23 protein-coding genes, 1 pseudogene and 1 riboswitch are annotated in these 23,066 nt (G+C 72.9%); of the genes and pseudogenes, 12 read left to right on the top strand and 12 right to left on the bottom strand.

The features are described from left to right. On the top strand, positions 1 to 638 hold a 638-nt coding region (locus BG482_RS44430), incomplete at its 5' end, for a hypothetical protein (RefSeq protein ID WP_069773843.1). A gap of 21 nt (positions 639 to 659) precedes the next feature. On the opposite strand, the gene BG482_RS38395 is transcribed toward BG482_RS44430, so the two are convergent. Then, the gene (locus BG482_RS38395) at positions 660 to 1,604 is read right to left on the bottom strand and encodes a glucosyl-3-phosphoglycerate synthase (protein ID WP_069773842.1); all 945 of its coding nucleotides are present in this window, start codon (positions 1,602 to 1,604) and stop codon (positions 660 to 662) included. Between the two features lie 169 nt (positions 1,605 to 1,773). Next, a riboswitch (SAM riboswitch) is annotated at positions 1,774 to 1,939 on the top strand. A gap of 18 nt (positions 1,940 to 1,957) precedes the next feature. Here BG482_RS38395 and thrC point away from each other — a divergent pair. The 4 genes from thrC (at position 1,958) to groL (ending at position 6,313) form a co-directional block, all read left to right on the top strand. Then, entirely contained in the window at positions 1,958 to 3,259 is a 1,302-nt protein-coding gene (thrC, locus tag BG482_RS38390) for a threonine synthase (protein ID WP_069773841.1), read from the top strand. A gap of 133 nt (positions 3,260 to 3,392) precedes the next feature. Then, a complete protein-coding gene (locus BG482_RS38385) occupies positions 3,393 to 3,668 on the top strand; it encodes a ubiquitin-like small modifier protein 1 (protein ID WP_069773840.1) in 276 nt (91 codons plus the stop codon). A 451-nt stretch (positions 3,669 to 4,119) separates the two neighbouring features. Then, positions 4,120 to 4,326, top strand: a complete 207-nt coding sequence (locus tag BG482_RS38380; RefSeq protein ID WP_007493268.1) for a cold-shock protein — start codon at positions 4,120 to 4,122, stop codon at positions 4,324 to 4,326. 364 nt (positions 4,327 to 4,690) lie between these two features. Continuing rightward, the gene (gene groL, locus BG482_RS38375) at positions 4,691 to 6,313 is read left to right on the top strand and encodes a chaperonin GroEL (RefSeq protein WP_069773839.1); all 1,623 of its coding nucleotides are present in this window, start codon (positions 4,691 to 4,693) and stop codon (positions 6,311 to 6,313) included. 6 nt (positions 6,314 to 6,319) lie between these two features. Here the strand turns inward: groL and BG482_RS38370 are convergent, their stop codons facing one another. Next, positions 6,320 to 7,285 carry a hypothetical protein gene (locus BG482_RS38370; RefSeq protein ID WP_069773838.1) on the bottom strand — a complete coding sequence of 322 codons (966 nt, stop codon included), beginning with the start codon at positions 7,283 to 7,285 and terminating at the stop codon, positions 6,320 to 6,322. Between the two features lie 496 nt (positions 7,286 to 7,781). Between BG482_RS38370 and BG482_RS38365 the strand changes: the two genes are divergently transcribed. Continuing rightward, complete coding sequence (locus tag BG482_RS38365) at positions 7,782 to 8,909, top strand: NADH:flavin oxidoreductase (protein ID WP_069773837.1); 1,128 nt, start codon at positions 7,782 to 7,784, stop codon at positions 8,907 to 8,909. Between the two features lie 52 nt (positions 8,910 to 8,961). On the opposite strand, the gene BG482_RS38360 is transcribed toward BG482_RS38365, so the two are convergent. From BG482_RS38360 to murQ, 4 genes are read right to left on the bottom strand one after another with little or no spacing between them, the layout of a single operon-like run. After that, positions 8,962 to 9,531: a hypothetical protein gene (locus tag BG482_RS38360; RefSeq protein WP_069773836.1), complete on the bottom strand. Its 570-nt coding sequence runs from the start codon at positions 9,529 to 9,531 to the stop codon at positions 8,962 to 8,964. A 35-nt stretch (positions 9,532 to 9,566) separates the two neighbouring features. Then, the gene (locus tag BG482_RS38355; protein WP_069773835.1) at positions 9,567 to 9,980 is read right to left on the bottom strand and encodes a hypothetical protein; all 414 of its coding nucleotides are present in this window, start codon (positions 9,978 to 9,980) and stop codon (positions 9,567 to 9,569) included. 14 nt (positions 9,981 to 9,994) lie between these two features. Further along, a complete protein-coding gene (locus BG482_RS38350; RefSeq protein ID WP_256096608.1) occupies positions 9,995 to 11,479 on the bottom strand; it encodes a PTS transporter subunit EIIC in 1,485 nt (494 codons plus the stop codon). Between the two features lie 16 nt (positions 11,480 to 11,495). Then, complete coding sequence (murQ, locus tag BG482_RS38345) at positions 11,496 to 12,431, bottom strand: N-acetylmuramic acid 6-phosphate etherase (RefSeq protein WP_069773834.1); 936 nt, start codon at positions 12,429 to 12,431, stop codon at positions 11,496 to 11,498. A 329-nt stretch (positions 12,432 to 12,760) separates the two neighbouring features. On the opposite strand from murQ, the gene BG482_RS38340 reads away from it, so the two are divergent. Continuing rightward, positions 12,761 to 13,165: a hypothetical protein gene (locus BG482_RS38340; RefSeq protein ID WP_069773833.1), complete on the top strand. Its 405-nt coding sequence runs from the start codon at positions 12,761 to 12,763 to the stop codon at positions 13,163 to 13,165. Positions 13,166 to 13,172: 7 nt separating this feature from the next. Beyond that, positions 13,173 to 13,445 carry a DUF4031 domain-containing protein gene (locus BG482_RS38335; RefSeq protein WP_069773832.1) on the top strand — a complete coding sequence of 91 codons (273 nt, stop codon included), beginning with the start codon at positions 13,173 to 13,175 and terminating at the stop codon, positions 13,443 to 13,445. Here BG482_RS38335 and BG482_RS38330 read toward each other — a convergent pair. From BG482_RS38330 to BG482_RS38320, 3 genes and pseudogenes are all read right to left on the bottom strand, one after another. Beyond that, complete coding sequence (locus tag BG482_RS38330; protein ID WP_069773831.1) at positions 13,435 to 14,256, bottom strand: hypothetical protein; 822 nt, start codon at positions 14,254 to 14,256, stop codon at positions 13,435 to 13,437. The two genes, BG482_RS38335 and BG482_RS38330, sit on opposite strands and share 11 nt — an antisense overlap. A gap of 111 nt (positions 14,257 to 14,367) precedes the next feature. Beyond that, positions 14,368 to 14,862 (bottom strand): annotated as a pseudogene (locus tag BG482_RS38325) (GNAT family N-acetyltransferase); the annotation flags it as partial. A 68-nt stretch (positions 14,863 to 14,930) separates the two neighbouring features. Continuing rightward, positions 14,931 to 15,575, bottom strand: coding sequence for a hypothetical protein (locus tag BG482_RS38320; protein ID WP_069773829.1), 645 nt, complete (start codon positions 15,573 to 15,575; stop codon positions 14,931 to 14,933). Positions 15,576 to 15,663: 88 nt separating this feature from the next. Here BG482_RS38320 and BG482_RS38315 point away from each other — a divergent pair, with 88 nt between their 5' ends. Continuing rightward, the gene (locus BG482_RS38315) at positions 15,664 to 16,374 is read left to right on the top strand and encodes a copper homeostasis protein CutC (RefSeq protein ID WP_069773847.1); all 711 of its coding nucleotides are present in this window, start codon (positions 15,664 to 15,666) and stop codon (positions 16,372 to 16,374) included. A 120-nt stretch (positions 16,375 to 16,494) separates the two neighbouring features. On the opposite strand, the gene BG482_RS38310 is transcribed toward BG482_RS38315, so the two are convergent. Next, a complete protein-coding gene (locus BG482_RS38310; protein WP_069773828.1) occupies positions 16,495 to 18,555 on the bottom strand; it encodes a UvrD-helicase domain-containing protein in 2,061 nt (686 codons plus the stop codon). A 297-nt stretch (positions 18,556 to 18,852) separates the two neighbouring features. Here BG482_RS38310 and BG482_RS38305 point away from each other — a divergent pair, with 297 nt between their 5' ends. Continuing rightward, positions 18,853 to 19,032, top strand: a complete 180-nt coding sequence (locus BG482_RS38305) for a hypothetical protein (protein ID WP_176741573.1) — start codon at positions 18,853 to 18,855, stop codon at positions 19,030 to 19,032. Between the two features lie 97 nt (positions 19,033 to 19,129). Beyond that, positions 19,130 to 19,498, top strand: a complete 369-nt coding sequence (locus BG482_RS38300) for a hypothetical protein (protein ID WP_069773846.1) — start codon at positions 19,130 to 19,132, stop codon at positions 19,496 to 19,498. Between the two features lie 23 nt (positions 19,499 to 19,521). Here BG482_RS38300 and BG482_RS38295 read toward each other — a convergent pair whose 3' ends face one another. After that, a complete protein-coding gene (locus BG482_RS38295; RefSeq protein WP_069773845.1) occupies positions 19,522 to 21,168 on the bottom strand; it encodes a DNA repair helicase XPB in 1,647 nt (548 codons plus the stop codon). Between the two features lie 187 nt (positions 21,169 to 21,355). On the opposite strand from BG482_RS38295, the gene BG482_RS38290 reads away from it, so the two are divergent. Beyond that, positions 21,356 to 21,910, top strand: a complete 555-nt coding sequence (locus BG482_RS38290) for a hypothetical protein (protein ID WP_176741572.1) — start codon at positions 21,356 to 21,358, stop codon at positions 21,908 to 21,910. Between the two features lie 106 nt (positions 21,911 to 22,016). On the opposite strand, the gene BG482_RS38285 is transcribed toward BG482_RS38290, so the two are convergent. Then, on the bottom strand, positions 22,017 to 23,066 hold a 1,050-nt coding region (locus BG482_RS38285; protein ID WP_256096607.1), incomplete at its 5' end, for a helicase C-terminal domain-containing protein.

Genomic DNA, 23,066 nt, shown 5'->3' with positions numbered 1-23,066 from the left:
GCGCCGACGCGGACGGCGCCAAGGCGGCCGCGGCCTCCGCGCCCGTCACGCCCACGCCCGCCCCGAGCAGCGCCGCACCCTCGCCTCGGACGTCGTCCCCCGCGCCCGCCCCGACGACCACGCCCGCCCCGACGCCGACCGTCGCCACCCTGCGGGACCACACCGGCTCCGGCATCGGCAAGGCGCTCGCCGCCGCGACGAAGGCCGGCCTCCACCCGGCCGTCTACCTCCAGGGCACCGGCCTGTCCCTCGACGGCGGCGGCAGGCGGGCCTCCTCGTGGGCCACGGGCGAGGAGGTCTGCGACCAGATCGACGACCCCGGCGACGTCAACGCCTCCTTCGACGTGGCGTTCAGCATCCCGCGGGCCGGCCGCGACTGCGCCGGACGGCTGCTCCACACACCCGCCCCGACGAAGACCGCGAAGCCCTCCGGCGGCGGCTCCTCCGGGGGCGGCGCCTCAGGCGGCGGTACCGAGGAGTGCGAGATCACCAGCCCCGCCGGCAACTGCTATGCCGACGGGCAGTTCTGCGCCGCCCGGCACCACGGCCTGAGCACCCACGGACGCGGCGGCGAGTACCTGACCTGCGAGCAGGACGCGGCGGGCCGCTGGCGCTGGTCGGACGGCGTCGCCGGCTGACCCCCGCCCGCCCGCGGCCGGTCAGGCCACCCTGCGGGTCGCGTACTCGGCGATCTGCGTCATCGGCGGGCGCTCCTCGGTGTCCACGGAGTAGGTGCGCGGCTCGAACCCGTCCGCGCCCCGCTCGAACTGGGTGAGAGCCGGGCGGACCAGGTGGCCGCGGGCCAGCCGCAGCTGCGCCGTGCGGTAGATGGCCGCCGCCATGCGGCCGAGGGCCTGGCCGTCCTGGTGGCGGTGCTTGCGCACGCCGACGTCCACCTGGGCCAGGGCGTCCAGACCCACCAGGTGCAGGGCGTCGACCAGCATGCCGAGCTCCACGCCGTAGCCCACGGGGAAGGGCAGCTGTTCCAGCAGGGCGCGGCGGGCCGCGTACTCGCCGCCGAGCGGCTGCACGAACCCGGCCAGCTGCGGCCAGTGCATGTTGAGCAGCGGCCGGGCCATCAGCTCCGTGACCCGCCCGCCCTGGCCGGCCGCGCCGCTCAGCGGGCGGTCGTACATGGCCTTGACCAGGTCCACGTCCGGGTCGGTGAGCAGGGGGCCGACGATCCCGGAGACGAAGTCGGAGGAGAACTCCCGCAGGTCGGCGTCGACGAAACAGACGATGTCCCCGGTGGTGACCAGCAGGGAGCGCCACAGGACCTCGCCCTTGCCGGGCACCGCCGGTATGCGCGGCAGGATGTCGTCCCGGTGGACGACCCGTGCGCCGGCCGCCGCGGCGACCTGCGACGTGCGGTCGGTCGATCCCGAGTCGACGACGACGATCTCGTCGACGAGCGGGACCTGGTGCATGAGGTCGTGACGGATGATCGCGACGATGTCGCCGACCGTCTCCTCCTCGTTCAGGGCGGGCAGGACGACGGACACCGTCTGGTGGGAGGCGCGTTTCGCGGCCAGGACGCGGTGCAGCGGGCGATCGGTCACCGACCAGGAGCGGGTGGCCAGCCAGCGCTCGACTTCTTCCAGCACAGTCCACGGCTCCTCACTGTCGTGATCACGCCCGGTGCACGTCGGGTGACCGTGTGATCCATCTCGCGGTTCGGACGACTCTCTCAACTGTCCTGGCCTTCGGTTACAGTCTTGAACAACGCGGATGACCATCGCATGTCCGATGTCGTTCCCGTTCACAACTTCACACCGCTCATCCAGAGGGGCAGAGGGACACGGCCCGATGAAGCCCCGGCAACCCTCCAGCCGGTCTCGTGACGCTCACCGATCCATCAGGTGACCGCCCCGCGAGGCTCCCGGCTCGGGAAGGTGCCAAATCCGTCTCACGGCGAGATGCGTCGTGAGGAAGATGAGGAGAAAGGGCCTCGCCTCACATGGCTGCGCAGACTGTTGCAAGCACCACCGACTCTACGCCGACCTCTTCCGTGGACCTCGGTCCCGCCGCAGCGCTGAGCTGCCGCGAGTGCGGACACCGCGTGCCCCTCGGCCCGGTCTTCGCGTGCGAGGAGTGTTTCGGCCCGCTCGAGATCGCGTACGACTTCTCCTCCTACGACACGGAGGAGCTGCGCAAGCGCATCGAGGCGGGACCGGCGAACATCTGGCGCTACGCGCCGCTCCTGCCCGTGCCGGCCGACGTGGCGGACAAGCCGAACATCAACCCCGGCTGGACCAAGCTCGTGCAGGCGGACAACCTCGCCCGCGAGCTCGGCGTCGACGCCGGCAAGCTGTTCGTGAAGGACGACTCCGGCAACCCGACGCACTCCTTCAAGGACCGGGTCGTCGCCCAGGCCATCGAGGCCGCCCGCGCCTTCGGCTTCACCACCCTGTCCTGCTCGTCCACCGGCAACCTCGCCGGCGCGGTGGGCGCCGCGGCCGCCCGGGCCGGCTTCCGGTCCTGCGTGTTCATCCCGCACGACCTGGAGCAGGGCAAGGTCGTCATGGCCGCGATCTACGGCGGCGAGCTCGTCGGCATCGAGGGCAACTACGACGACGTCAACCGCTTCTGCTCCGAGCTCATCGGCGACCCGGCGGGCGAGGGCTGGGGCTTCGTCAACGTCAACCTGCGGCCGTACTACGCCGAGGGTTCCAAGACGTTGGCGTACGAGATCTGCGAGCAGCTCGGCTGGACGCTCCCCGACCAGCTGGTCGTGCCGATCGCCTCCGGCTCGCAGCTCACGAAGATCGACAAGGGTCTGCAGGAGCTGATCAAGCTCGGGCTCGTCGAGGACAAGCCGTACAAGATCTTCGGCGCGCAGGCCGAGGGCTGCTCGCCGGTGTCCGTCGCCTACAAGGCCGGGCACGACGTGGTCCGCCCCCAGAAGCCGAACACCATCGCCAAGTCGCTGGCCATCGGCAACCCGGCGGACGGCCCGTACGTCCTCGACATCGCCCGGCGCACCGGCGGCGCGGTGGAGGACGTGAACGACGAGCAGGTCGTCGACGCGATCAAGCTGCTGGCGCGGACCGAGGGCATCTTCGCGGAGACCGCCGGCGGGGTCACGGTCGGGGTGACGCGCAAGCTGATCGAGAGCGGCCTCCTGGACCCCACCAGGACCACGGTCGTCCTCAACACCGGCGACGGCCTCAAGACCCTGGACGCGGTGGCCGGCACCGGCCTGACCGCCACCATCCGTCCGAACCTCGACTCCTTCCGAGAGGCCGGCCTCGCTTCATGAGCGGGCGGCTCCGCCATGAGACCGTAGGCGCGCCGCGGGCCGGTTCGGGCCGGTCGCGCCCATGCGGCGGCAGCCGCACGAGCGACGCGGCCCACGCCCCCGAGGCCGACTACCTGACCGGAGATCACACATCATGAGCGTCAACGTCCGCATCCCCACCATCCTGCGCACCTACACGGGCGGCAAGGCCGAGGTCACCGCCGAGGGGACGACCCTCGGCGAGGTCATCTCCGATCTGGAGAAGAACCACACCGGTATCGCCGCGCGCGTCCTGGACGACCAGGGCAAGCTGCGCCGGTTCGTCAACGTGTACGTGAACGACGACGACGTCCGTTTCGAGCAGGGGCTGGAGACGGCGACTCCGGACGGCGCCGGCGTTTCGATCATCCCCGCCGTGGCCGGTGGCTGACCGCTGTTCAGTACCCGTCGGTAGTAACCGTCGGTAACAGTGATTACCGAGTGTTCATCGAATTGCCCTCTCCGCGATAGAAGCGGAGGGGGCAATTCAGTGTGGTTGAGCGCGGTACAGTTGGGGAACCCGGTCCGGATCATCGGATCCGGAGCCTTTGATTTCTGCCTTGAGCCCGACAAGAAGTAGCCAAAGTGTGCACTCCTTCCGTGGCTTTTGTGGCTTTTGCAGGGCCCGACTTGCCCTGAATTCAGGCGAATTCTCGCCACATTCCGGATCCTTTGCGTCCAGAATTCTCGTCCGAGTGACCTGTTGCAGAGGGCAGTTGGACAGATACATTCGGCCGCGGTCGACGCGTTCCGGCGCACGCCCCCAACCAATGGGGGGTGAGGTCTGACCCGGATCCGCGAAGTGTGGATCTGTGCAAGGGCCAGTAATAGGGGAGTTAGGCATGGCTCAGGGCACCGTCAAGTGGTTCAACGCGGAGAAGGGGTACGGCTTCATCGCGGTCGACGGTGGTGCGGATGTTTTCGTCCACTACAGCGCGATTCAGATGGACGGCTACCGCACCCTGGAAGAGGGTCAGCGGGTCGATTTCGAGATCTCGCAGGGCCAGAAGGGGCCGCAGGCGGACATGGTCCGTCTCGCGACCGGCTGAAGCGCGCGCCGACTGACAGCGTCGTTCTTCTACATCCGTCGAAGGGCTCGCACCTCCCGGGGTGCGAGCCCTTCGGCCTGCCCGGGGCCGGGCGTTCCCTCCCGGGCGGGTGCCCGCGAGGCCCCCGCGCGAGCGGCCGTGCGGGTGTCCGCAACGACGCCGATCTCGGGGAGGCGCTTGCACTCTCATGGGTCGAGTGCTAATCATTGGCGTTAGCACTCTGAAGGTGAGAGTGACAACGAGGACCGGGTCGGTGAGGCCCGCAGGCCAGGTGGGGCAAGGAACCACGAGGCCGGCGAGCCGTCCGTCGCGGGCGCCAGCGCGGTCCGGAGCAATCCACCCCAGTCCGGGAGGACCACTTCACATGGCCAAGATCATCGCGTTCGACGAGGAGGCACGGCGCGGCCTCGAGCGCGGCATGAACCAGCTCGCGGACGCCGTGAAGGTGACGCTCGGCCCCAAGGGCCGCAACGTCGTCCTCGAGAAGAAGTGGGGCGCCCCCACGATCACCAACGATGGTGTTTCCATCGCCAAGGAGATCGAGCTCGAGGACCCGTACGAGAAGATCGGCGCCGAGCTGGTCAAGGAAGTCGCGAAGAAGACGGACGACGTAGCCGGTGACGGCACGACGACCGCGACCGTCCTGGCCCAGGCCCTGGTCAAGGAAGGCCTGCGCAACGTCGCCGCCGGCGCCAACCCGATGGCCCTCAAGCGTGGCATCGAGAAGGCCGTCGAGGCCGTCTCCGGCGCCCTGCTGGAGCAGGCCAAGGATGTCGAGACCAAGGAGCAGATCGCTTCCACGGCCTCCATCTCCGCCGCCGACACCCAGATCGGCGAGCTCATCGCCGAGGCCATGGACAAGGTCGGCAAGGAAGGCGTCATCACGGTCGAGGAGTCCCAGACCTTCGGTCTGGAGCTCGAGCTCACCGAGGGCATGCGCTTCGACAAGGGCTACATCTCGGCGTACTTCGCCACCGACATGGAGCGTATGGAGGCCGTCCTCGACGACCCGTACATCCTGATCGCGAACTCCAAGATCGCGAACGTCAAGGACCTGCTCCCGCTCCTCGAGAAGGTCATGCAGTCGGGCAAGCCGCTGCTGATCATCGCCGAGGACGTCGAGGGCGAGGCCCTGTCGACCCTGGTCGTCAACAAGATCCGCGGGACCTTCAAGTCCGTCGCGGTCAAGGCCCCGGGCTTCGGCGACCGCCGCAAGGCGATGCTGAACGACATCGCCATCCTCACCGGTGGCGAGGTCATCTCCGAGGAGGTCGGTCTCAAGCTCGAGAACACCTCCCTGGACCTGCTCGGCAAGGCCCGCAAGGTCGTCATCACCAAGGACGAGACGACCATCGTCGACGGCTCCGGCTCCTCGGACCAGGTCGCGGGCCGTGTCAACCAGATCCGCGCCGAGATCGAGAACAGCGACTCGGACTACGACCGCGAGAAGCTGCAGGAGCGCCTGGCGAAGCTCGCCGGCGGTGTCGCGGTCATCAAGGCCGGCGCCGCCACCGAGGTGGAGCTCAAGGAGCGCAAGCACCGCATCGAGGACGCCGTCCGCAACGCGAAGGCCGCCGTCGAGGAGGGCATCGTCGCCGGTGGTGGCGTGGCGCTCATCCAGGCGTCCGCCGTCTTCGAGAAGCTGGAGCTCGAGGGTGACGAGGCGACCGGCGCCAACGCCGTGCGCATCGCGCTGGAGGCCCCGCTCAAGCAGATCGCCGTCAACGGTGGTCTCGAGGGTGGCGTCGTCGTGGAGAAGGTCCGCAACCTCCAGGTCGGCCACGGCCTGAACGCCGCGACCGGCGAGTACGTCGACATGATCGCCGAAGGCATCATCGACCCGGCGAAGGTGACGCGCTCTGCCCTGCAGAACGCCGCCTCCATCGCCGCGCTGTTCCTGACCACCGAGGCCGTCATCGCCGACAAGCCGGAGAAGGCGTCCGCGCCCGCCGGCGGCGGCATGCCGGGCGGTGACATGGACTTCTGATCGACCTCACGGCCGATCGTCTGTCCTGCAGACCGAGGGCGGCACTTCCCGGAGACGGGGGGTGCCGCCCTTCGGTCGTGCGGGCGCCCTCTCCTGTCGTTCCCGGGACATGGCGGCGCGGATGGCCCCCGCCCGGGCGTGGATCGCGGGGGCGGGGAGGAGCGCACCGGGACGCCCGGGCGCGCGCTCACCCCGGCAGCCGCCGCACACCCCGCCGGGCAGCGCCTCCGGCCGCCCCGGCACGCCGCACTCCGCGCACTCCATGACGCGGCGGGGCGGGCGTGGAGCGGGCGGCTCCGGTGGAAGCTTGTCCGTCAGGCGGCGGCGGAGCAGGGCCGCCGGGCTGTGGACCGGGCTCGGCAGGCCCGCGGTCAGCGCGGTCAGGAGCGTCTCCTCGGCGGCCCCGCGCGCGAACCACTCCTCCACCAGCGGAGCGAGCTCGGCGCAGTCGCGCGCCGACAGGGACAGCGCGGGGGCCGTGCGGCCGAGGGCGGCCAGCAGGATGTGGGCCCGGGTGCGCGTGGCGGGCCGGGCTCGTTCGGGGTCCGGCGCATCCCCCGGCGCATCCTCCGGTGCGCCGCCCCGGGTGAACGTCGCCCACCAGCCGTCGTCACGTGCGGTCCGGGTGAACCACGTTCGGGTGGTCCAGCGGCATTCGCCCGAGGCGGTCTCCGCTCGTTCCCGGCCCCGCCTCAAGTGCCCTGCCTGCTGGATGCGGTTGAGCGCGGTGCGCAGGGCGCACTGTCCGTACGGCAGGTGTTTGGCCAGGGTCTTCACGGAGATGTCGGCGCCGTCGGGAAGCCGGTCGACGTACGCGGCGATCGCCGCCTCGCGGGGCGGGAGGTGTGTGAAGTCCCGCGGGGAGCGCGGGAGTTGGTCCGGCGCCGTTCGTTTGCCGTACCCCGGATTGGCCCTCGGGTGGGGGGAGCCGTGCGGGGGAAGGGGGGCAGCACTAAGCTTGGCGTCAGCCACAGGTCGACTCTATTTCGATCTAGTAGGTCAGGCCCCCGTCGGTGTTGGTAGCACCAGGCGGGGGCTGATTCGTTTCGTTATGCGCACGCTAGAGCGTGGTGACCTTCCGTGGCAAATCGGTCGCTCCGCGTCAACTCGCCGGGTGGGAGGGTGGGTTGAGACCCTCCACCCGTTCCTTGCAAAGAGCGCTCGGAGCGCGGTGCTTGAGCCCCGGGGCGGGTGCGGTTCAGCCGGTCCCGAGGTTCTCCACGAACGCGGACCACGCCTCCGCCCGGAACGCGAGCCCCGGCTCGCGGCGGACGTGGGGGAGGGTGTCGCCCTGGTGGAGCGCGGCACGGTTCCCTGGCCGGGGCGTGTCCGGGATCACGCGTGTCCGGGATCACAGGGGTGGGGTCTCGGGGCTCGGAATGGTGCGGGGGCCCGGGGAGTTCCAGGGGAGAGGCACTCAATGCATGTGCACATACCCATCGGTCCACCGTCCTGAGGAGTCCCCCACGTGAGCGTCACCCAGCCCGCCTCTTCCCGCGCCGCCGAGATCCTGTCCAGGCCGGTCTCCATCAACGGACTCACCGTCCCGAACCGCATCGCCATGGCGCCCATGACGCGCATGTTCTCCCCGGACGGCATTCCCGGCGAGGACGTCGTGTCGTACTACGGGCGTCGCGCCGCCGCGGGCGTCGGTCTCATCGTCACCGAGGGGACGTACGTCGGGCACGAGTCCGCGGGGCAGAGCGACCGGGTGCCGAGGTTCCACGGCGAGGAGCAGCTCGCGGGCTGGGCGAAGGTCGCCGAGGCGGTGCACGCGGGCGGCGGGACGATCATGCCGCAGCTGTGGCACATCGGGATGGTGCGCAAGCAGGGCGAGCCGCCCTTCGCGGACGCGCCCGCCGTCGGCCCCTCCGGAATCCGCGTCGACGGCACCGAGGGCGCCGGCAAGGCCATGACCCAGCGCGACCTGGACGACGTCATCGGCGCGTTCGCCGAGGCCGCGGCCGCCGCCGAGCGCATCGGCTTCGACGGCGTCGAGATCCACGGAGCCCACGGCTATCTGATCGATCAGTTCCTGTGGGCCGGCACCAACCGCCGCACCGACGCCTACGGCGGCGACCCGGTGGCCCGCGCCAAGTTCGCGGCCGAGATCGTCGCGGCCGTCCGGGAGACCGTCTCGGCGGAGTTCCCGGTCGTCTTCCGCTACTCGCAGTGGAAGCAGGAGGCGTACGAGGCGCGGCTCGCCGAGACGCCCGAGGAGCTGGAGGCCATCCTCGCCCCGCTCGCCGCCGCCGGCGTCGACGCCTTCCACGCCTCCACCCGCCGCTACTGGCTCCCCGAGTTCGACGGCTCCGACCTCAACCTCGCGGGCTGGACGAAGAAGCTCACCGGAAAGCCCACCATCACGGTCGGCTCGGTCGGCCTGGACGGCGAGTTCCTGAGGGGCTTCGCGGGCGAGGGCGCGCCCGTCAAGGGCATCGACGACCTCCTCGACCGGCTGGAGCGCGACGAGTTCGACATGGTGGCCGTCGGGCGGGCGCTGCTTCAGGACCCGGAGTGGGCCGCCAAGGTGCTCGCCGGGCGCTTCGACGAGCTGAAGCCCTTCGACGCCGCTGCCCTGCGGAGCCTCAGCTGAGCGTCAACTCGCGGGTGTGGTCCGTTAAGCGGGCACCCGCGCGGGTCAGCCCCTAGAGGTTGCCGAGGGGCTCGATGTCGACCTTCACCGGGGTGCCCCAGATGCGCAGCACCTCGTAGTCGGTGAACTCGTGCACCAGCCGGTAGGCCATCGCCGGCCGGGAGCCGCGGCGCAGGGCGGCGATGTAGAGCTCCGCCTCGCGGCGGTCCCGCCTGGGCGTGCCGCACAGCTGCCACTCCTGGCCGGTCCACAGCTCCGCCAGCCAGCGCTGCTGGGGCTGCGGGCGGTCGGCCCGGGCGCCGTACCGGGAAGGGGCGGGGGCGGTGTACGGCGCCTGCGGGGCGGGTCCGTTGAACTCGGCGCGGCGGGCGGCCCGGCGGCGGGTCTCGCACAGCAGACACAGGTCGTGGGCGGCCTCGTCGACCGGACCGTGGGGATGCTCGGCGCAGCGGGTGGTGGGCGCGGCGCCGACGACGCTGTCGTCCAGCAGTTCCAGGGCCCGCCGCAGATCGGCCTTGACCTCGTGCAGCCGGGTGTCGGGCGTGTCGGCGGTCAGGGCATCGCCGTGCTCCCCGAGCACCCGGAGGGCACGACCGAGAGCGGTGAGCTGGGCGTGGTTCATGGCACCAAGGGTAGGGCGGGGCTCGGGGTGCGGGTTCAGGGCCGGCCGCCCGGGGTGGGCGGGGGCTCGGGGGCAGGGTGTGCCGGGGGCGGCAGGTCCGCTCGCCGTCCGCGCCCGACTCCGGGCCCGGTGGCGCCGGGACCTTCCGGGGCTTCGGGGGCTTCGAGGTCTTCGGGGCCGTCGCTCACGACCGCGAAGGCCCCGGCCGGCACCCCGGGCAGCGCGGCCGCACGCGCCGCCGCCTCCAGCAGGGCCGGCTCCGGAGCGCCCGTGACGAAGAAGACGTAGTAGCCGCCGTGCTCCACGCCCTCGTCGAAGATCTCCGCCTCGCCCGTCTCCTCCAGCCCGGCCAGGAAGTCCTCGATCTCCTCGATCCAGGGGTACGGGTAGGCGCCGTCCGGCAGGTCCGGCGAGGGTGACAGCGGCACGTGGATCTCGATGACGAGCATGGTCCGTCCTTCCCTCAGGAGCCGTGCGGGTCACGGGCGGCGGCGGCCGCGACCGCGGCCGTCACCCCGCCGAAGGCATAGGTCGCGGCGAATCCCACCGCGTACCCCGCCAGCAGCCCGCCCGCGTAGATCGCGGCCGTCGTGCCCAGCCCCCGGTTGCCCGCCAGCAGCGGGAACAGCGCCCAGCCGGACGGGCCGATCGCCGTCGCCCCCACCCGGTCGCCGAGCATCGCGAAGAACCCGACGAAGGCCCCGCCGGCCGCCCCGCCCGCACAGGCGGTCAGGAAGGGGCGGCCCAGCGGCAGCGAGACCCCGTAGATCAGGGGCTCGCCGACGCCCAGCAGTCCGGCCGGGAGCGCCGATCTGATCGTCGTGCGCAGGGGCGCGTCCGGGCGCAGCCGGACGTACACCGCCATCGCCGCGCCGACCTGGCCCGCGCCCGCCATCGCCAGTAGGGGCAGCAGGACCGTGTAGCCCTGCTGCTCGATGAGCGTGGCGTGGACGGGGATGAGGGCCTGGTGCAGCCCGAGCATCACCAGCGGCAGGAAGAGGCCGCCGAGGACGAGTCCGGCGAACGCGCCCGTGGTCGCCAGCATCCAGTTCGCCGCCGCGCCGACGGCCGAGGACACCGCGCCGGCCGCGTACATCAGCCCGTACAGCGTGCCGAGGCCCGCGACGAGGACCGTGAGGGCCGGGGTGAGGAGCACGTCCAGCGTCTCGGGTACCCGGCCGCGGCACCACTTCTCCACCCGGGTCGCCAGCAGGGCCGCCGCCAGCGCGCCGAGGACCCCGCCCTGGCCGGGGGAGAGCGGCACCCCGAACGCCGTCACCTTCGCGACCCCGGGGTGGACGACGATCGCCGCGACCGCGCCGCCCAGGATCGGGGTGCCGCCGAACTCCTTCGCCGTGTTGTAGCCGACGAACACGGCGAGCAGCGCCATGAAGCCGGAGGCGACGGCGGTCAGTGCGGGGGTGAGGCCGGGCAGCAGGCCGGCGTTCAGCAGGAGGCCGTTGACGCCCGCGATGATCCCGCAGCCGATGAGGGCGGGGATCAGCGGGAGGAACACGGCGGCGAGACGGCGCAGCACGGCCTTCGTCCCGGTCGTGCCCGCCCTGCGGGGCCCCGGCGCGGGCCCGGCCCGCCGCTCGCCGGGCACACCGGGCGCGTCGGGCAAATCGGCGGCGGGGGAGGGACCGGCGGCGGGGGCCGAACGAGCGGCGGGGGGCGCGTCGGCCGAGGGCGCTGCGGCGATCAGCTTCTCGAACGCGGTCGTCACCCGCGTCACCGCCCCCGGTCCGAGGACCACCTGGTACGAGCCGTCGTCCACGACGAGTCCGAGCACCCCGGGCACGACCCGCAGCGCGGCCTCGTCGGCCCGGGACGGATCCGCGAGCCCGAGGCGCAGCCGGGTCATGCAGTGGGCGACGGAGGTGACGTTCGCGGGGCCGCCGACCAGGGGCAGGATCGCGGCGGCTGTGGAGGAGGAGTCGATGCGCACCCGTCGAGCGTGCGGCTCAGCCGCCCGCGGCGGTGAGCGCGGCGCGCAGATGTCCCCCGGACTCCTCCAGAAGGCGGCCTGCCGTGGGGCCGTCCACCTCGGCCAGCACGACGAGGATCGCGTTCTTCACCTCGCCGTCGGCGGCCGCGAGGGCCGCCTCGACCGTGTCGTCCGCAGCGCCGGTCGCCAGGGCGACGATCCGCCGGGAGCGGGCGCGCAGCTTGTCGTTGGAGGCGCGGACGTCGACCATCAGGTTCCCGAACGTCTTGCCCAGCCGGATCATCGCCACCGTCGAGATCATGTTCAGCACCAGCTTCTGCGCCGTGCCCGCCTTCAGCCGGGTGGAGCCCGTGAGCAGTTCGGGCCCCACGACCACCTCGATGCCGTGATCGGCGGCCGAGGCCAGCGCACTGCCCGGGTTGCAGGCCAGTCCCACGGTCAGCGCGCCCCGCGAGCGCGCGTACCGCACGGCCCCGACGGCGTAGGGGGTGCGGCCGGAGGCGGAGACGCCGATCACGGTGTCGTCGGGCGTGAGGGAGAGGGCGGCGAGGTCCGTCTCGGCCAGCTCCGGGGAGTCCTCGGCGCCCTCGACGGACGTCACGACGGCCGACGGCCCGCCGGCGATCACTGCGACGACCTGGCCGGGGGCGGTGCCGAAGGTCGGCGGGCACTCGGAGGCGTCGAGCACGCCGAGCCGTCCGGCGGTGCCGGCTCCGGCGTAGACCAGCCGTCCGCCGCGCGCCATCCGCTCGGCCACGGCGTCGATCACGGCGGCGATCGCCGGCAGCTGCGCGGCGACTGCGGCGGGCACGCCCGCGTCCTCGCCGTTCATGAGACGGGCGACGTCCAGGGTGGGCAGTCGGTCGATCTCGGAGAGGTCGGGGCGGAACGCCTCGGTGGTCAGCGTTTCGAGCGCGGCGCGCAGTTCCTGGGGATCCGGGCTGGAGGTCATCGGGACGGGCTCGCTTCCGGTGCGGGGTGTCTGACGTCGGGGGACACGGGGCGGCCCGCCACGCGGTTCCGCCGCGCGGACGGGACCGGCGGTCGGGGTCCGTGACCCCGGTCCGCACGAGCACCCCTACGGTCTACCGGTGCCGGTGGGCCGACGCCTCGTACGACGCGGCCGGCGCGGGTCCGGCGGTCGGACGGGTCCGTCGTGCGACCTCCAGGACCAGGTGGTCGACCTCCAGGAGCGGGCTCGTGCGGGAGGATTCACCTCCTGGGGCACGCGTGAAACGTATTTCTGGCCGGGTACCGGTCAGGAGTGCGCACAATGGGGGCATGGACGACCCCCTCACCCCCAGCAGCCCCGTCGACCCGCTGGAACGAACGCTGCACACGGCACGCGCCCTGGTACTGGCCGATCTCGCCTCGGGCGAGGTCGCCGCGGCGGACGTGGTGTCGATGGTCGAGGACTCCGTCGTGCAGCGGCGCTGGTGGGTCGAGCAGTGGCCCGAGGGCGCGGCGTACGTCGCCGGTCTGGTGGCCCAGGACGTGCAGGACGCCCTGCTGGAGAGCCACGGGCGCTGGCCGCTGTGCCCGGTCTGCGGCTCCGGCGACCCGCACGCCCTCGAGGTCGAGCCCGAACTCGGTCCGGACCCGCACTGGGTGTGCCACAAGGCGGGCGTGAAGGTGGCCTCGGTGGGCTCGCTGCGAGCGGCCACGGGAGGCGCGTCGACCTCGTGAGCCGCTCATGACCGTCTACATCGACCCGCCGGACTGGCCGGGCCACGGCCGCATGTGGTCCCACCTCGTCAGCGACGTCTCGTACGCCGAACTGCACGCCTTCGCCGACCGGTCGGGCGTGCCGCGGCGCGCCTTCGAACGCGACCACTACGACGTCCCCTCGCACCGGTACGCCGAGCTGGTGGCGGCCGGCGCGGTCGAGGTGAGCAGCCGGGAGGTGGTGCGGCTGCTGACGGCGGCCGGCCTGCGGCGGCGCAAGGGCGGCGGCGTCAGCGGGTGAACACCGGCTCCATCGTGTGCCACCAGGCGACGAGCGCCGCCCGGTCGGCGCCGGTGATCTGGACCAGCGCGGGGCGGTCGTAGAAGCTGCACAGGAAGACGTACTGGCCGGTGTCCGACACGAAGCAGACCACGTCCCCCGCGGAGTCACCGGTGTTGTTCTCACGCCAGGTGCTGTAGACGCCGGTCTGCTCGTCGCAGTTGCCCGGCTGGAGTCGTCCGGCGTAGGACTGGAAGACGACGTCGCGGTCGTACTTGGTGCCGTACATGACGACGCCGGCCTTGCCGACTGCGGGCACGCCAGAGGCGTCCACGGTGGTGACCGTGCAGAACAGGGCGGCCCGCGCGCCCTCCCACCGGGCGTGCGAGCAGCTCTCGCGCGACCACTGGTCGGCGTTGAGCGAGTCGCGCAGGTCGTGCTCCGCGGCGGTCAGCCCGTCGGCCCCGCTGCTTCCGCTGCTTCCGCCGGTCCCGTCGGCGCCGTCGTCGTCCGGGGAGGCGTCGCCGTCGGGCGTCCCGCCCGAGTCGGAGATCTCGGTCGCGCCGGAGGCGGAATCCTTCGGTGAGGGCGAGCCGGGGTCCGGGCCGGGCCCGGGTCCGGTGCTCCAACCGGAAGCGGTGCCGCCGTCCGTAGCGCCTCGCCCCCCGCCGCCGTGGGACGACTGGTACAGCCCCGCCAGGGCGAGCAGCGAACTGACGACGACCCCGATGACGGCCCAGCGCACGCTCTGCCGGGCCAGCCGGTGGGCGTCGGGGTCCGGCCGCGGCGGACGGGGCGGCCCCGGTGGCGTGGACGGGCCGCTGCTGCTCATGACGCTCCCCCGTTTCCCCCGGCGCACGCGACCGCGCGAGGCGCGGCCGTGCCGGAATTATCCGAAGCGCGAGCCGGACGGCGGGGGCGAAGCGACGAAGATCGCCCCCGGCTACGTCAGGTGAGGTCGGCCGCGCAGCTCATACGCGTACTCGCCCTCGGCTTCACCGACCCTGGCGAAGCCGGCCCGTTCGAGCACGGCCCGGGAAGGGGCGTTGGCCTGTTCGACGACCGCGAACAGGCGCCGGACGTCGTCGCGGGCCAGCGCCCAGCCCGCCAGCGCGCGCAGCGCCTCGGTGGCGTAGCCCCGGCCGCGGGCGGCCTCGGCCAGGTCGTAGCCGATCTCCGTGCGGCCGTCCTCGTCGGGAGCGGCGTGGAAGCCCATGCTGCCGACGGCCAGGCCGTCCGCCCGCCGTACGAGGACGTAGAGGCCGAACTCCGGCCGGTGCACGCCGCACGCATAGGCCCTCGCCGTCATCCCGGCGGCTTCCCGGGTCCCCTCGAACGGTTCGCCCCCGAGCCAGGTGAAGCCTCCGCCGCCGCCCGCCCGCAGTCCGGCGGCGGCGCCGGGGGAGACGCCTTCGAGGGTGAGACGTCCGGCGGGGATGCGCGGGGCGGGTGTGCGGGACCCGGGCGGTGACGCGGGCGGGGGCGAGGCCGGGGGCGGGGCGGCGGTCATGAGGCCAGCAGCTCCAGCTCGCCCCGCACGTTGTACCGGGCCGTCTCCTCCCACGTCCTGCTTCCGTACGGCGTCCTGAACAGCCGGGGCAGCGCGAGCAGTTGGCGCAGGACGTCCGCGCGGCCGGTGCGGAAGGCGTCGTTCGGGACGAAGTGGTACTCCTCGCGGACGGCGGCGGTGTAGGCGGCGTAGGCGGCGGGCGGGGCGGCGAGGATCGCGAGGTCGGCGTCGCACAGGACCTGGCCGTCGGGGTCGTCGTCGGCCGGATCGTGGGTGACGGTGAGCCGGACGAGCCGCGCGACCTCGGCGGTCCGCTCCGTCGGCGCCCCCGCCTCGGCCAGGGCGCGTTCGGCGAGCCGGGCGGAGCGCTCCTCGTTCTCGGAACGGTCCGGCAGGTAGACGGCGTCGTGGAACCAGGCCGCCAGCCGGACGACGTCGGGGTCGGCGGCGTGGTCCACGAGCTCGTCGACGCGGTCGAGGACCGCGGTGAGATGCGTGAGCGTGTGGTAGCGGCGCTGCGGTTCCTGCCAGCGGGCGAGGAGGGCGTCGGCGTAGGGCCCGGGGTCGGGGCCGTCCGCGGGGGCCCGGACGCCCTCCAGAGCGTGGCTGAAACGGGTGCGCAGGACGTCGAGATCGGCCATGCCTCATTGTCCCGCCGGGCGGCGTATTCTTCAATTGGACTAGACCTGTAGCCGAAGAGCGTCGATGAACGCCGACGAATGGGGTCCCATGAGCAAGCGTGCAGTTCTGGAGGTGATCGCCCTCGACGTCGAGGACGCGGTCGCCGCCCAGGCCGGAGGCGCGGACCGCCTCGAAGTGGTCGCCGACATGGCCGCCGACGGGCTCACCCCGCCGGTCACCGTGCTCACCGGGATCCGGGCCGCCGTGGACATCTCCCTGCGCGTGATGGTGCGGCTCGCCGACGGCTTCGCCGCGGGCGCCGCGAAGGACGTCGACCGTCTCGTGCGGACCGCAGGCGAGCTGCGCGAGGCCGGCGCGGAGGAGTTCGTGCTCGGCTTCCTCGACGCGCAGGGCTCCGTGGACCTGGCCGCGGTGGAGCGGATCGTCGCCGAACTCGACGGCTGCCCCTGGACGTTCCACCGCGCCCTCGACCACGCCGACGACCGCGACGCCGTGCGCAAGCAGCTGGACGGCCTGCCCGGGCTGGACACCTACCTCACGGCCGGCTCCGCCGCCGGCGTCGACGACGGGCTGCCCACCCTCCTCGCGGAGGCGGCCCGCCACGCGGAGCCGGGCTACGAGCAGCAGCTCCTCGTCGGCGGCGGCCTGCGCCTCGACCACGTGCCGCGGCTGCGCTCCGCCGGCCTGAACGCCTTCCACATCGGCGGCGCGGCCCGTCCCCACGGCTGGACCGGCCCGGTGTCGGAACAGTCCGTCCGGGAATGGCGGCGGACGGTGGACGCCGCTCAGCCGAAGTGACCCGCACCCGAGCCCCCGCACAGGCCCCCGTACGGACCCCGGTCTGCCGGGGCCGGATCAGGCCGAGCGTCCGGGGCCGGGCGGGGGCGGCCCGGGCGGGGGGTTTGCGGGGCGTGCCCGTCAGCCGAGTTCGGGCGGCAGCCCGGTCGTGTGGGTCACCGTCAGGCCGGAGACCGCCCGGGTCAGCGCCACGTACAGCCGGCGCAGGCCCGTGCGTTCGTCGGGCTCGCCGTCGACCACGGCACGAGGCTCGTCGAGGACGACGTAGTCGTACTCCAGACCCTTGGCGAGCGAGGCCGGTACCAGGGTGAGGCGGGTCTCGGCCGTCGTCTCCTCGCCGGGGGCCAGATGGACGACGCCGGCCGCGTCCAGCGCCTCGGCCAGCGCCGGGATCCGGGCGTCCGCCGCGATCAGACCCGTCGAGCCCTCGTGGCGCAGCGACTCCTCGCACGCCGCGACGATCTCGGCGTCCCCGGAGACCCGCCGCAACTCGAAGAAGCCCGGGTTCTCGCGGACGGAGGCGACGGGGGTCAGGCCCGGCGCGATGTGCGGCAGCAGCCGCGAGGCGTACACGATGACGTCCGTCGGCACGCGGAAACCGGCCGTGAGCTCCTCGACCACCGCGTCCGCCTTGCCCAGGTGCCCGAGGGCCTCCTCCCAGCTCCGGGTCGCCCAGGGGGTGGTGCCCTGCGCCAGATCGCCCAGCACGGTGGCCGAACCGGTCGTGCAGCGCCGGCCCACCGCCCGGTACTGCATCGGTGACAGGTCCTGCGCCTCGTCCAGGACCACATGGCCGAGCGAGTGGGTGCGCTCGACGAGGTCCGTCGCCTCGTCGATCAGCACCGCGTCCGCCGCCGACCACCTGGCCGACTTCACCGACCGCACCGGCTTCGCCCACAGGATCGTCTTCTGCTCCTCCTCGCTCAGCACCCCCCGCGCGTGCGCGGCGAGGAACTCCGCGTCCGTGAGCAGCCGCAGCACCAGCTTCGCCGGGTCGACCGCCGGCCACACCTGCTTCACGGCCGCCTTCACCGCGCTGTCGCGGGCCACGGCGTCCTGCACACGGTCGTCCGGGGCCTCGCCCGAGCGCTCCATCTGCACCAGCACGGCGTGCGCGATGCGCTGCGGCAGCGCATCGCGGGCCGCGCCGTAACGGATGTCCCGGTCGAGCAACTCGCCGACCATCCCCTGCAGTTCGTACGCCGGGACCCGCCACCGCCGGGAGCCGCGCACCACGACGACGGGCTCGTCCGGCGTGCCGACGTGCGCGTACAGGGCGCGGCGCAGCACCTGCGCCATCCTCGCGTCGCCCTTGACGATCGCCGCCGCCGCGTCGTCCGCGCCCCGTACCTCCACATGCGCCACCAGGTCGTCCACCGTGCCCTGACTGACCGTCAACTCGCCCAGCGCGGGCAGCACCTGCTCGATGTACTGCAGGAAGGACTTGTTCGGCCCGATCACCAGCGTGCCCGTGCGGGCGAGCCGCTCGCGGTGGGCGTAGAGCAGATAGGCCACCCGGTGCAGGCCGACGGCCGTCTTCCCGGTGCCCGGCCCGCCCTGGACGCAGACCGTGCCGCCCAGCCCGCTGCGCACGATCTCGTCCTGCTCGGGCTGGATGGTGGCGACGATGTCGCGCATCGGGCCCACGCGCGGCCGCTCGATCTCCTGCTGGAGCAGCTTGCTGGTGGCGGCGGACACCGACGGATCCCCGGGGTCGGAGAGGTGCTCGTCCTCGTAGGCCGTGATGTCCCCGCGGGTGTAGCCGAAACGGCGGCGCAGCCCCACGTCCATCGGGTCCTTCTTGGAGGCCCGGTAGAACGGCTGCGAGACCGGCGCACGCCAGTCGACGACCATCGGGTCGCCGTCGCCGTCGTGCACATGGCGACGCCCGATGTAGAACTTCTCCCCCTCCGCGCCCTCCGCCCGGTCCGCGCCCGGGGCGTGCAGGTAGTCCAGCCGCCCGAAGAACAGCGGGGTGTCGCTCAGGTCGGCCAGCGCCTTGATGCGCTCCCCGATCTGGCGCTCCAGGATCTGCGCGTTGACCCAGTTCGCGGTCACGTCGCGGATGTCGAGGGACTCCGCGTCCTCGCGCATCGCGCGCAGGGCGGTGCGCGAGGCGGACAGATGGGAGCGTTCGCGGGCGAGCGGGTCGTCGTCGACAGGCGTGGACGGCGTGGACAAGGGGGTGCCTCCGGACCGGCTGAGAGGGCTGCGGTGAGGGCCGTCCGGTTTCCGTCCGGACGGCGGCGCTCCGGCGAGGGAGGCGGGCAAGAGCGGAGATTCTAGGGGACCGCCACGGACGCGCGCCAACGACTTTCCCGCCCGCAGGGGACGGACCCCACGGGCGGGACTCCATCCCCTACGGGCGGCACTCCACCCCCGGAGGGAGGCTCCCTCCCTCGGGGCTACTCGAGGACTACCCGCGCCAGGGACCTGGGACCGATGCCCCGCTTATGTCCCGAGTCGCACCATGGAGACATGAGTGCAGCGACCTTCACCCCAGCCCCCGGTCGCCCGTCCGGCGCGACCCCCCTGTCCGACGGGCACCGCCACCGTCTCGGCGACGCCCTGCGCGCGATCAAGGTCTTCGCGGTCGCCGCCTTCGACGTGGTCATCCTCGGCGAATACGGCCAGGAGGCCGGCGTCCGCCGCAGGTGAGACGCCGTGTCCCCGGCCCCGCCTGAGTACCCGCGGGCGCACCGGATGAGTATCCGAGCCGATGCCCGGCACCCCTGCCGAGGGGTTCCCTCGGGACATGACGACACCGCACGGCCCGCTCCACGACCACCGCGACCAACGCGACCCCCGCGCCCGGGTGGCGCCCCTCGTCGCCACGGTCCTCCTCGTCCTGCTGGTCCCGTTCGCCGTCGGCCTGGGCTGCCTGTCCGCCATGGCAACCGACTCCTGCGGACCCGACTCCTGCTCGTCGGCGCTGATGACGTCACTGACCCTGATCTACGGGCTCCTCGCGTACGGCGGGTTCTTCACCTTCCTCGCGTACGTCGCCCTGTGGGCCCTGCCCCGGACGCGCCGTTGGGCGGCCCCGCGAGCCTGGCTGGCGGCCGCGGCCGTGACGCCGCCGGCCGCCGTGCTGTTCCTGGTGCTCACACTGCCCCGGCCGTAGCGGTCGCGGCGGCGTTCGGAGCCTCAGGCCTCCTCCGCCAGCAGCTCGTCCGCGTCCATGATCCGGTAGGCGTAGCCCTGTTCCGCCAGGAACCGCTGGCGGTGCGCCGCGAAGTCCTGGTCGAGGGTGTCCCGCGCCACCACCGAGTAGAAGTGGGCCTGGTGGCCGTCCGCCTTGGGACGCAGGACCCGGCCGAGGCGCTGCGCCTCCTCCTGGCGTGAGCCGAAGGTGCCCGAGACCTGGATGGCGACCGTCGCCTCCGGCAGGTCGATCGAGAAGTTCGCGACCTTCGACACCACCAGCACGCTGATCTCGCCCTCCCGGAACGCGTCGAACAGCTTCTCGCGCTGCGCGTTGGAGGTCTCGCCCTTGATCACGGGGGCGTTCAGATGCTCGCCCAGCTCGTCGAGCTGATCGATGTACTGGCCGATGACCAGGATCTGCTGCCCGGTGAAGCGCCGGACGATCGCCTCCGTCACCTTCCGCTTCGTCGCGGTCGTCGCGCAGAAGCGGTACTTCTCCTCCGCCTCGGCGGTCGCGTACGCCAGCCGCTCGGAGTCGGTCAGGTTCACCCGGACCTCCACGCAGTCCGCGGGCGCGATGTACCCCTGCGCCTCGATCTCCTTCCACGGAGCGTCGAACCGCTTCGGACCGATGAGCGAGAACACGTCCGACTCGCGGCCGTCCTCGCGGACCAGGGTCGCGGTCAGCCCCAGCCGCCGGCGCGCCTGGAGGTCCGCGGTGAACTTGAAGACCGGCGCCGGCAGCAGATGCACCTCGTCGTAGAGGATCAGCCCCCAGTCGCGGGAGTCGAACAGCTCCAGGTGCGGGTAGACGCCCTTGCGGCGGGTCGTCAGCACCTGGTAGGTGGCGATGGTGACGGGGCGGATCTCCTTCCGCGTCCCGCTGTACTCGCCGATCTCCTCCTCGGTCAGCGACGTCCGCTTCACCAGCTCGTGCTTCCACTGCCGGGCGGAGACCGTGTTCGTGACGAGGATCAGCGTCGTCGACTTCGCCTGCGCCATGGCACCCGCGCCGACCAGCGTCTTCCCGGCCCCGCAGGGCAGGACCACGACCCCGCTCCCGCCGTGCCAGAAGTTCTCCACCGCCTGCTTCTGGTACGGCCGCAGCGCCCAGCCGTTCTCGTCCAGCTCGATCGCGTGCGCCTCGCCGTCGACGTACCCCGCGAGGTCCTCGGCGGGCCAGCCCAGCTTGAGCAGCGTCTGCTTGATCTGGCCGCGTTCGGAGGGGTGCACGACGACCGTGTCCGGGTCGATCCGGTTGCCGACCAGCGGGGCCACCCGCTTGGAACGCAGGATCTCCTCCAGCACCGGCCGGTCGGTGGTGGTCAGCACCAGCCCGTGTGCCGGGTGCTTGCTGAGCGTCAGCCGGCCGTAGCGGTCCATCGTCTCGGCGATGTCCACCAGCAGTGCGTGCGGCACCGGATAGCGGCTGTACTGCACGAGCGCGTCCACGACCTGCTCGGCGTCGTGCCCGGCCGCCCGCGCGTTCCACAGGCCCAGCGGCGTCAGCCGGTAGGTGTGGATGTGCTCCGGGGCGCGTTCCAGCTCCGCGAACGGCGCGATGGCCCGACGGCATGCGTCGGCCTGCTCGTGGTCGACCTCCAGGAGCAGGGTCTTGTCGGATTGGACGATGAGAGGACCGTTCACGTACGCGCACATCCCTTCCGCACGGGCCAAACCTCCAGTGTGCCGTACGACGTGCCGGAACGACGGGCCGCGGCCTGCTCCGGGGCCCCCGGCCGACCCCGCCGGCGGCCGGGCAACCCTGCATGCCCTCCGGGTGTCTGACCGGGGGAGCAGCGCGATGGGCGCGACGCGGTGAGGAGTTCACGGTATGTCGGTCCTGTCGTTCCGCAGAGGCGCGGTCGGCGTCGCAGCAGCGGCGGTCCTGGCGGCCACGGGTACCTGGGTGATGTGGCCGGCGGACGTCGACGAGGGACTCTGGGCCGAGGTGCGACCGGTGATCGAGGCCCGGATCGCGGCGGAGTCGCCGGGCGGCGGCCTCACCGACTCCGTGGCCGCCCGCGACGCACGCTGGTTCTGCCGGGCGGAGGCGCTCGAACTGGAGGAGCGCGCAGGCCAGGTGCGGGCCGGCGTCAACGCGCTGTGCGTGGAGTACGGCGTGCAGGACGACACCCTCGTGGAGTGCGGCGCCGGCCAGTACCCGCAGGTGGTCCGGCTGGAACGGGATCGCGCGGCCCACGGCGGCTACCGGGTCGTCGGCCGGGACGAGCCGCCGGACGGCGAGGGGTACGGGCGCTGGACCGAGTCCCACTTCGGCGTCTTCACCCGGCCCGCCCTCCGGAACCCGATGTCCCCCGCCGAACTGGAGACCGAGGCCCGCGCCCATTTCGGCCTGCCCGCGGACGCCTCCGTGGGGGAGTGCTGACAGCACCGGCCGCCCCCGAGCGAGAAGCGCACGCCGTCACCCTCGTCCGGCGGAGCGCACGCCGCCGTCGTCCGGGGAGCGCCCGCCGCCGTCGTGCCGAGCGCCGTCAGTCGTCGGCCAGCTCCGCCACCCCGGTGATCCGGTGCAGCGGGTACGTGCGCACCTCGTCGGCCGTGTGGTCGTACGCCGTCACGAAACCGCCCTCCACCCGGACCGGGGCGATGACCCGCTGGCTGGCGGCCCCCTCGGCGTTGACGTAGCCGATCCACAGCGCCTCCCCGGTCAGGACGGCCGCCTGCATGGTCGCGAGGGTCTCGGCGGAGCTGGTGCGGGGGAGCTGACCGGGGCCGAGCGGGGCGGCGTCCTCGGCCGGCTTGCGCGGAGCCGTGGCGGCCAGATCCCCGGCCCGGATCGCGCGGATCGCCGCCGTCAGAAGGGTGCCGTCGGGCACCGGCGGACCGTCCGGCACCGGCTCGGGGGCCGTGCGGGGCCCGGTGCGGTGCGCGTGCGCACGGGTGATCAGGACATCGCCCTCGGCGGACTCCGCGGCGGGCGCGAAACCCATGGCGCGCAGCCCGTCCAGGAGGGTCGCCGGGTCGGCCTGGGCGGCGAGCACCGTGGGCGCCAGCCGGCGCAGACGCAGGGCTGCGGCCCGCTTGTCGGCGAGGATCTCGTTCAGGACCGACTCGTCGTCGCAGCGCACATACGCCGAGGCCGCGCCCACCCGCAGATGGCCGTGCCGGCGCGCCACGTCGTCGATCAGGTACGCCAGCGGCTGCGGCACCGGCGTACGGGAGTGCTCGGCGAGGAAGGCGTGCAGGTCGGAGGCGCTGCGTCCGGCGTCCAGCGCCCGGCGCACCGAGCCGGGCGTGAAGCGGTAGACGGTCGCGCCGCCCTTGGACTCGACGTCCGCGAGGACGCTCAGCACGTCGGCCAGCGGACGCCGCAGCGGACCGGGGGCGACCGCCGTCAGGTCCGCCTGGAGCAGCACGTGGTCCAGCGGCTCGGGCAGCAGCGGGGCCAGCAGCCGGGCGGCGGCCGCCGTGGCCACCGCCTGCTCCGGGGCCGGCAGAGGGGCCGCGGCGGCGGGCACGACAAAACGGTGGTGGGCCGGCAGCTTGTCGCCCGGACCGGCCGGCGCCGGGTCACCCGCGGC

This window comes from Streptomyces sp. LUP30, assembly GCF_001746365.1.
GTDB lineage: Bacteria > Actinomycetota > Actinomycetes > Streptomycetales > Streptomycetaceae > Streptomyces.
Note: the sequence above shows the minus strand (reverse complement) of the source record. Positions and strands in the feature narration are given on the sequence as shown.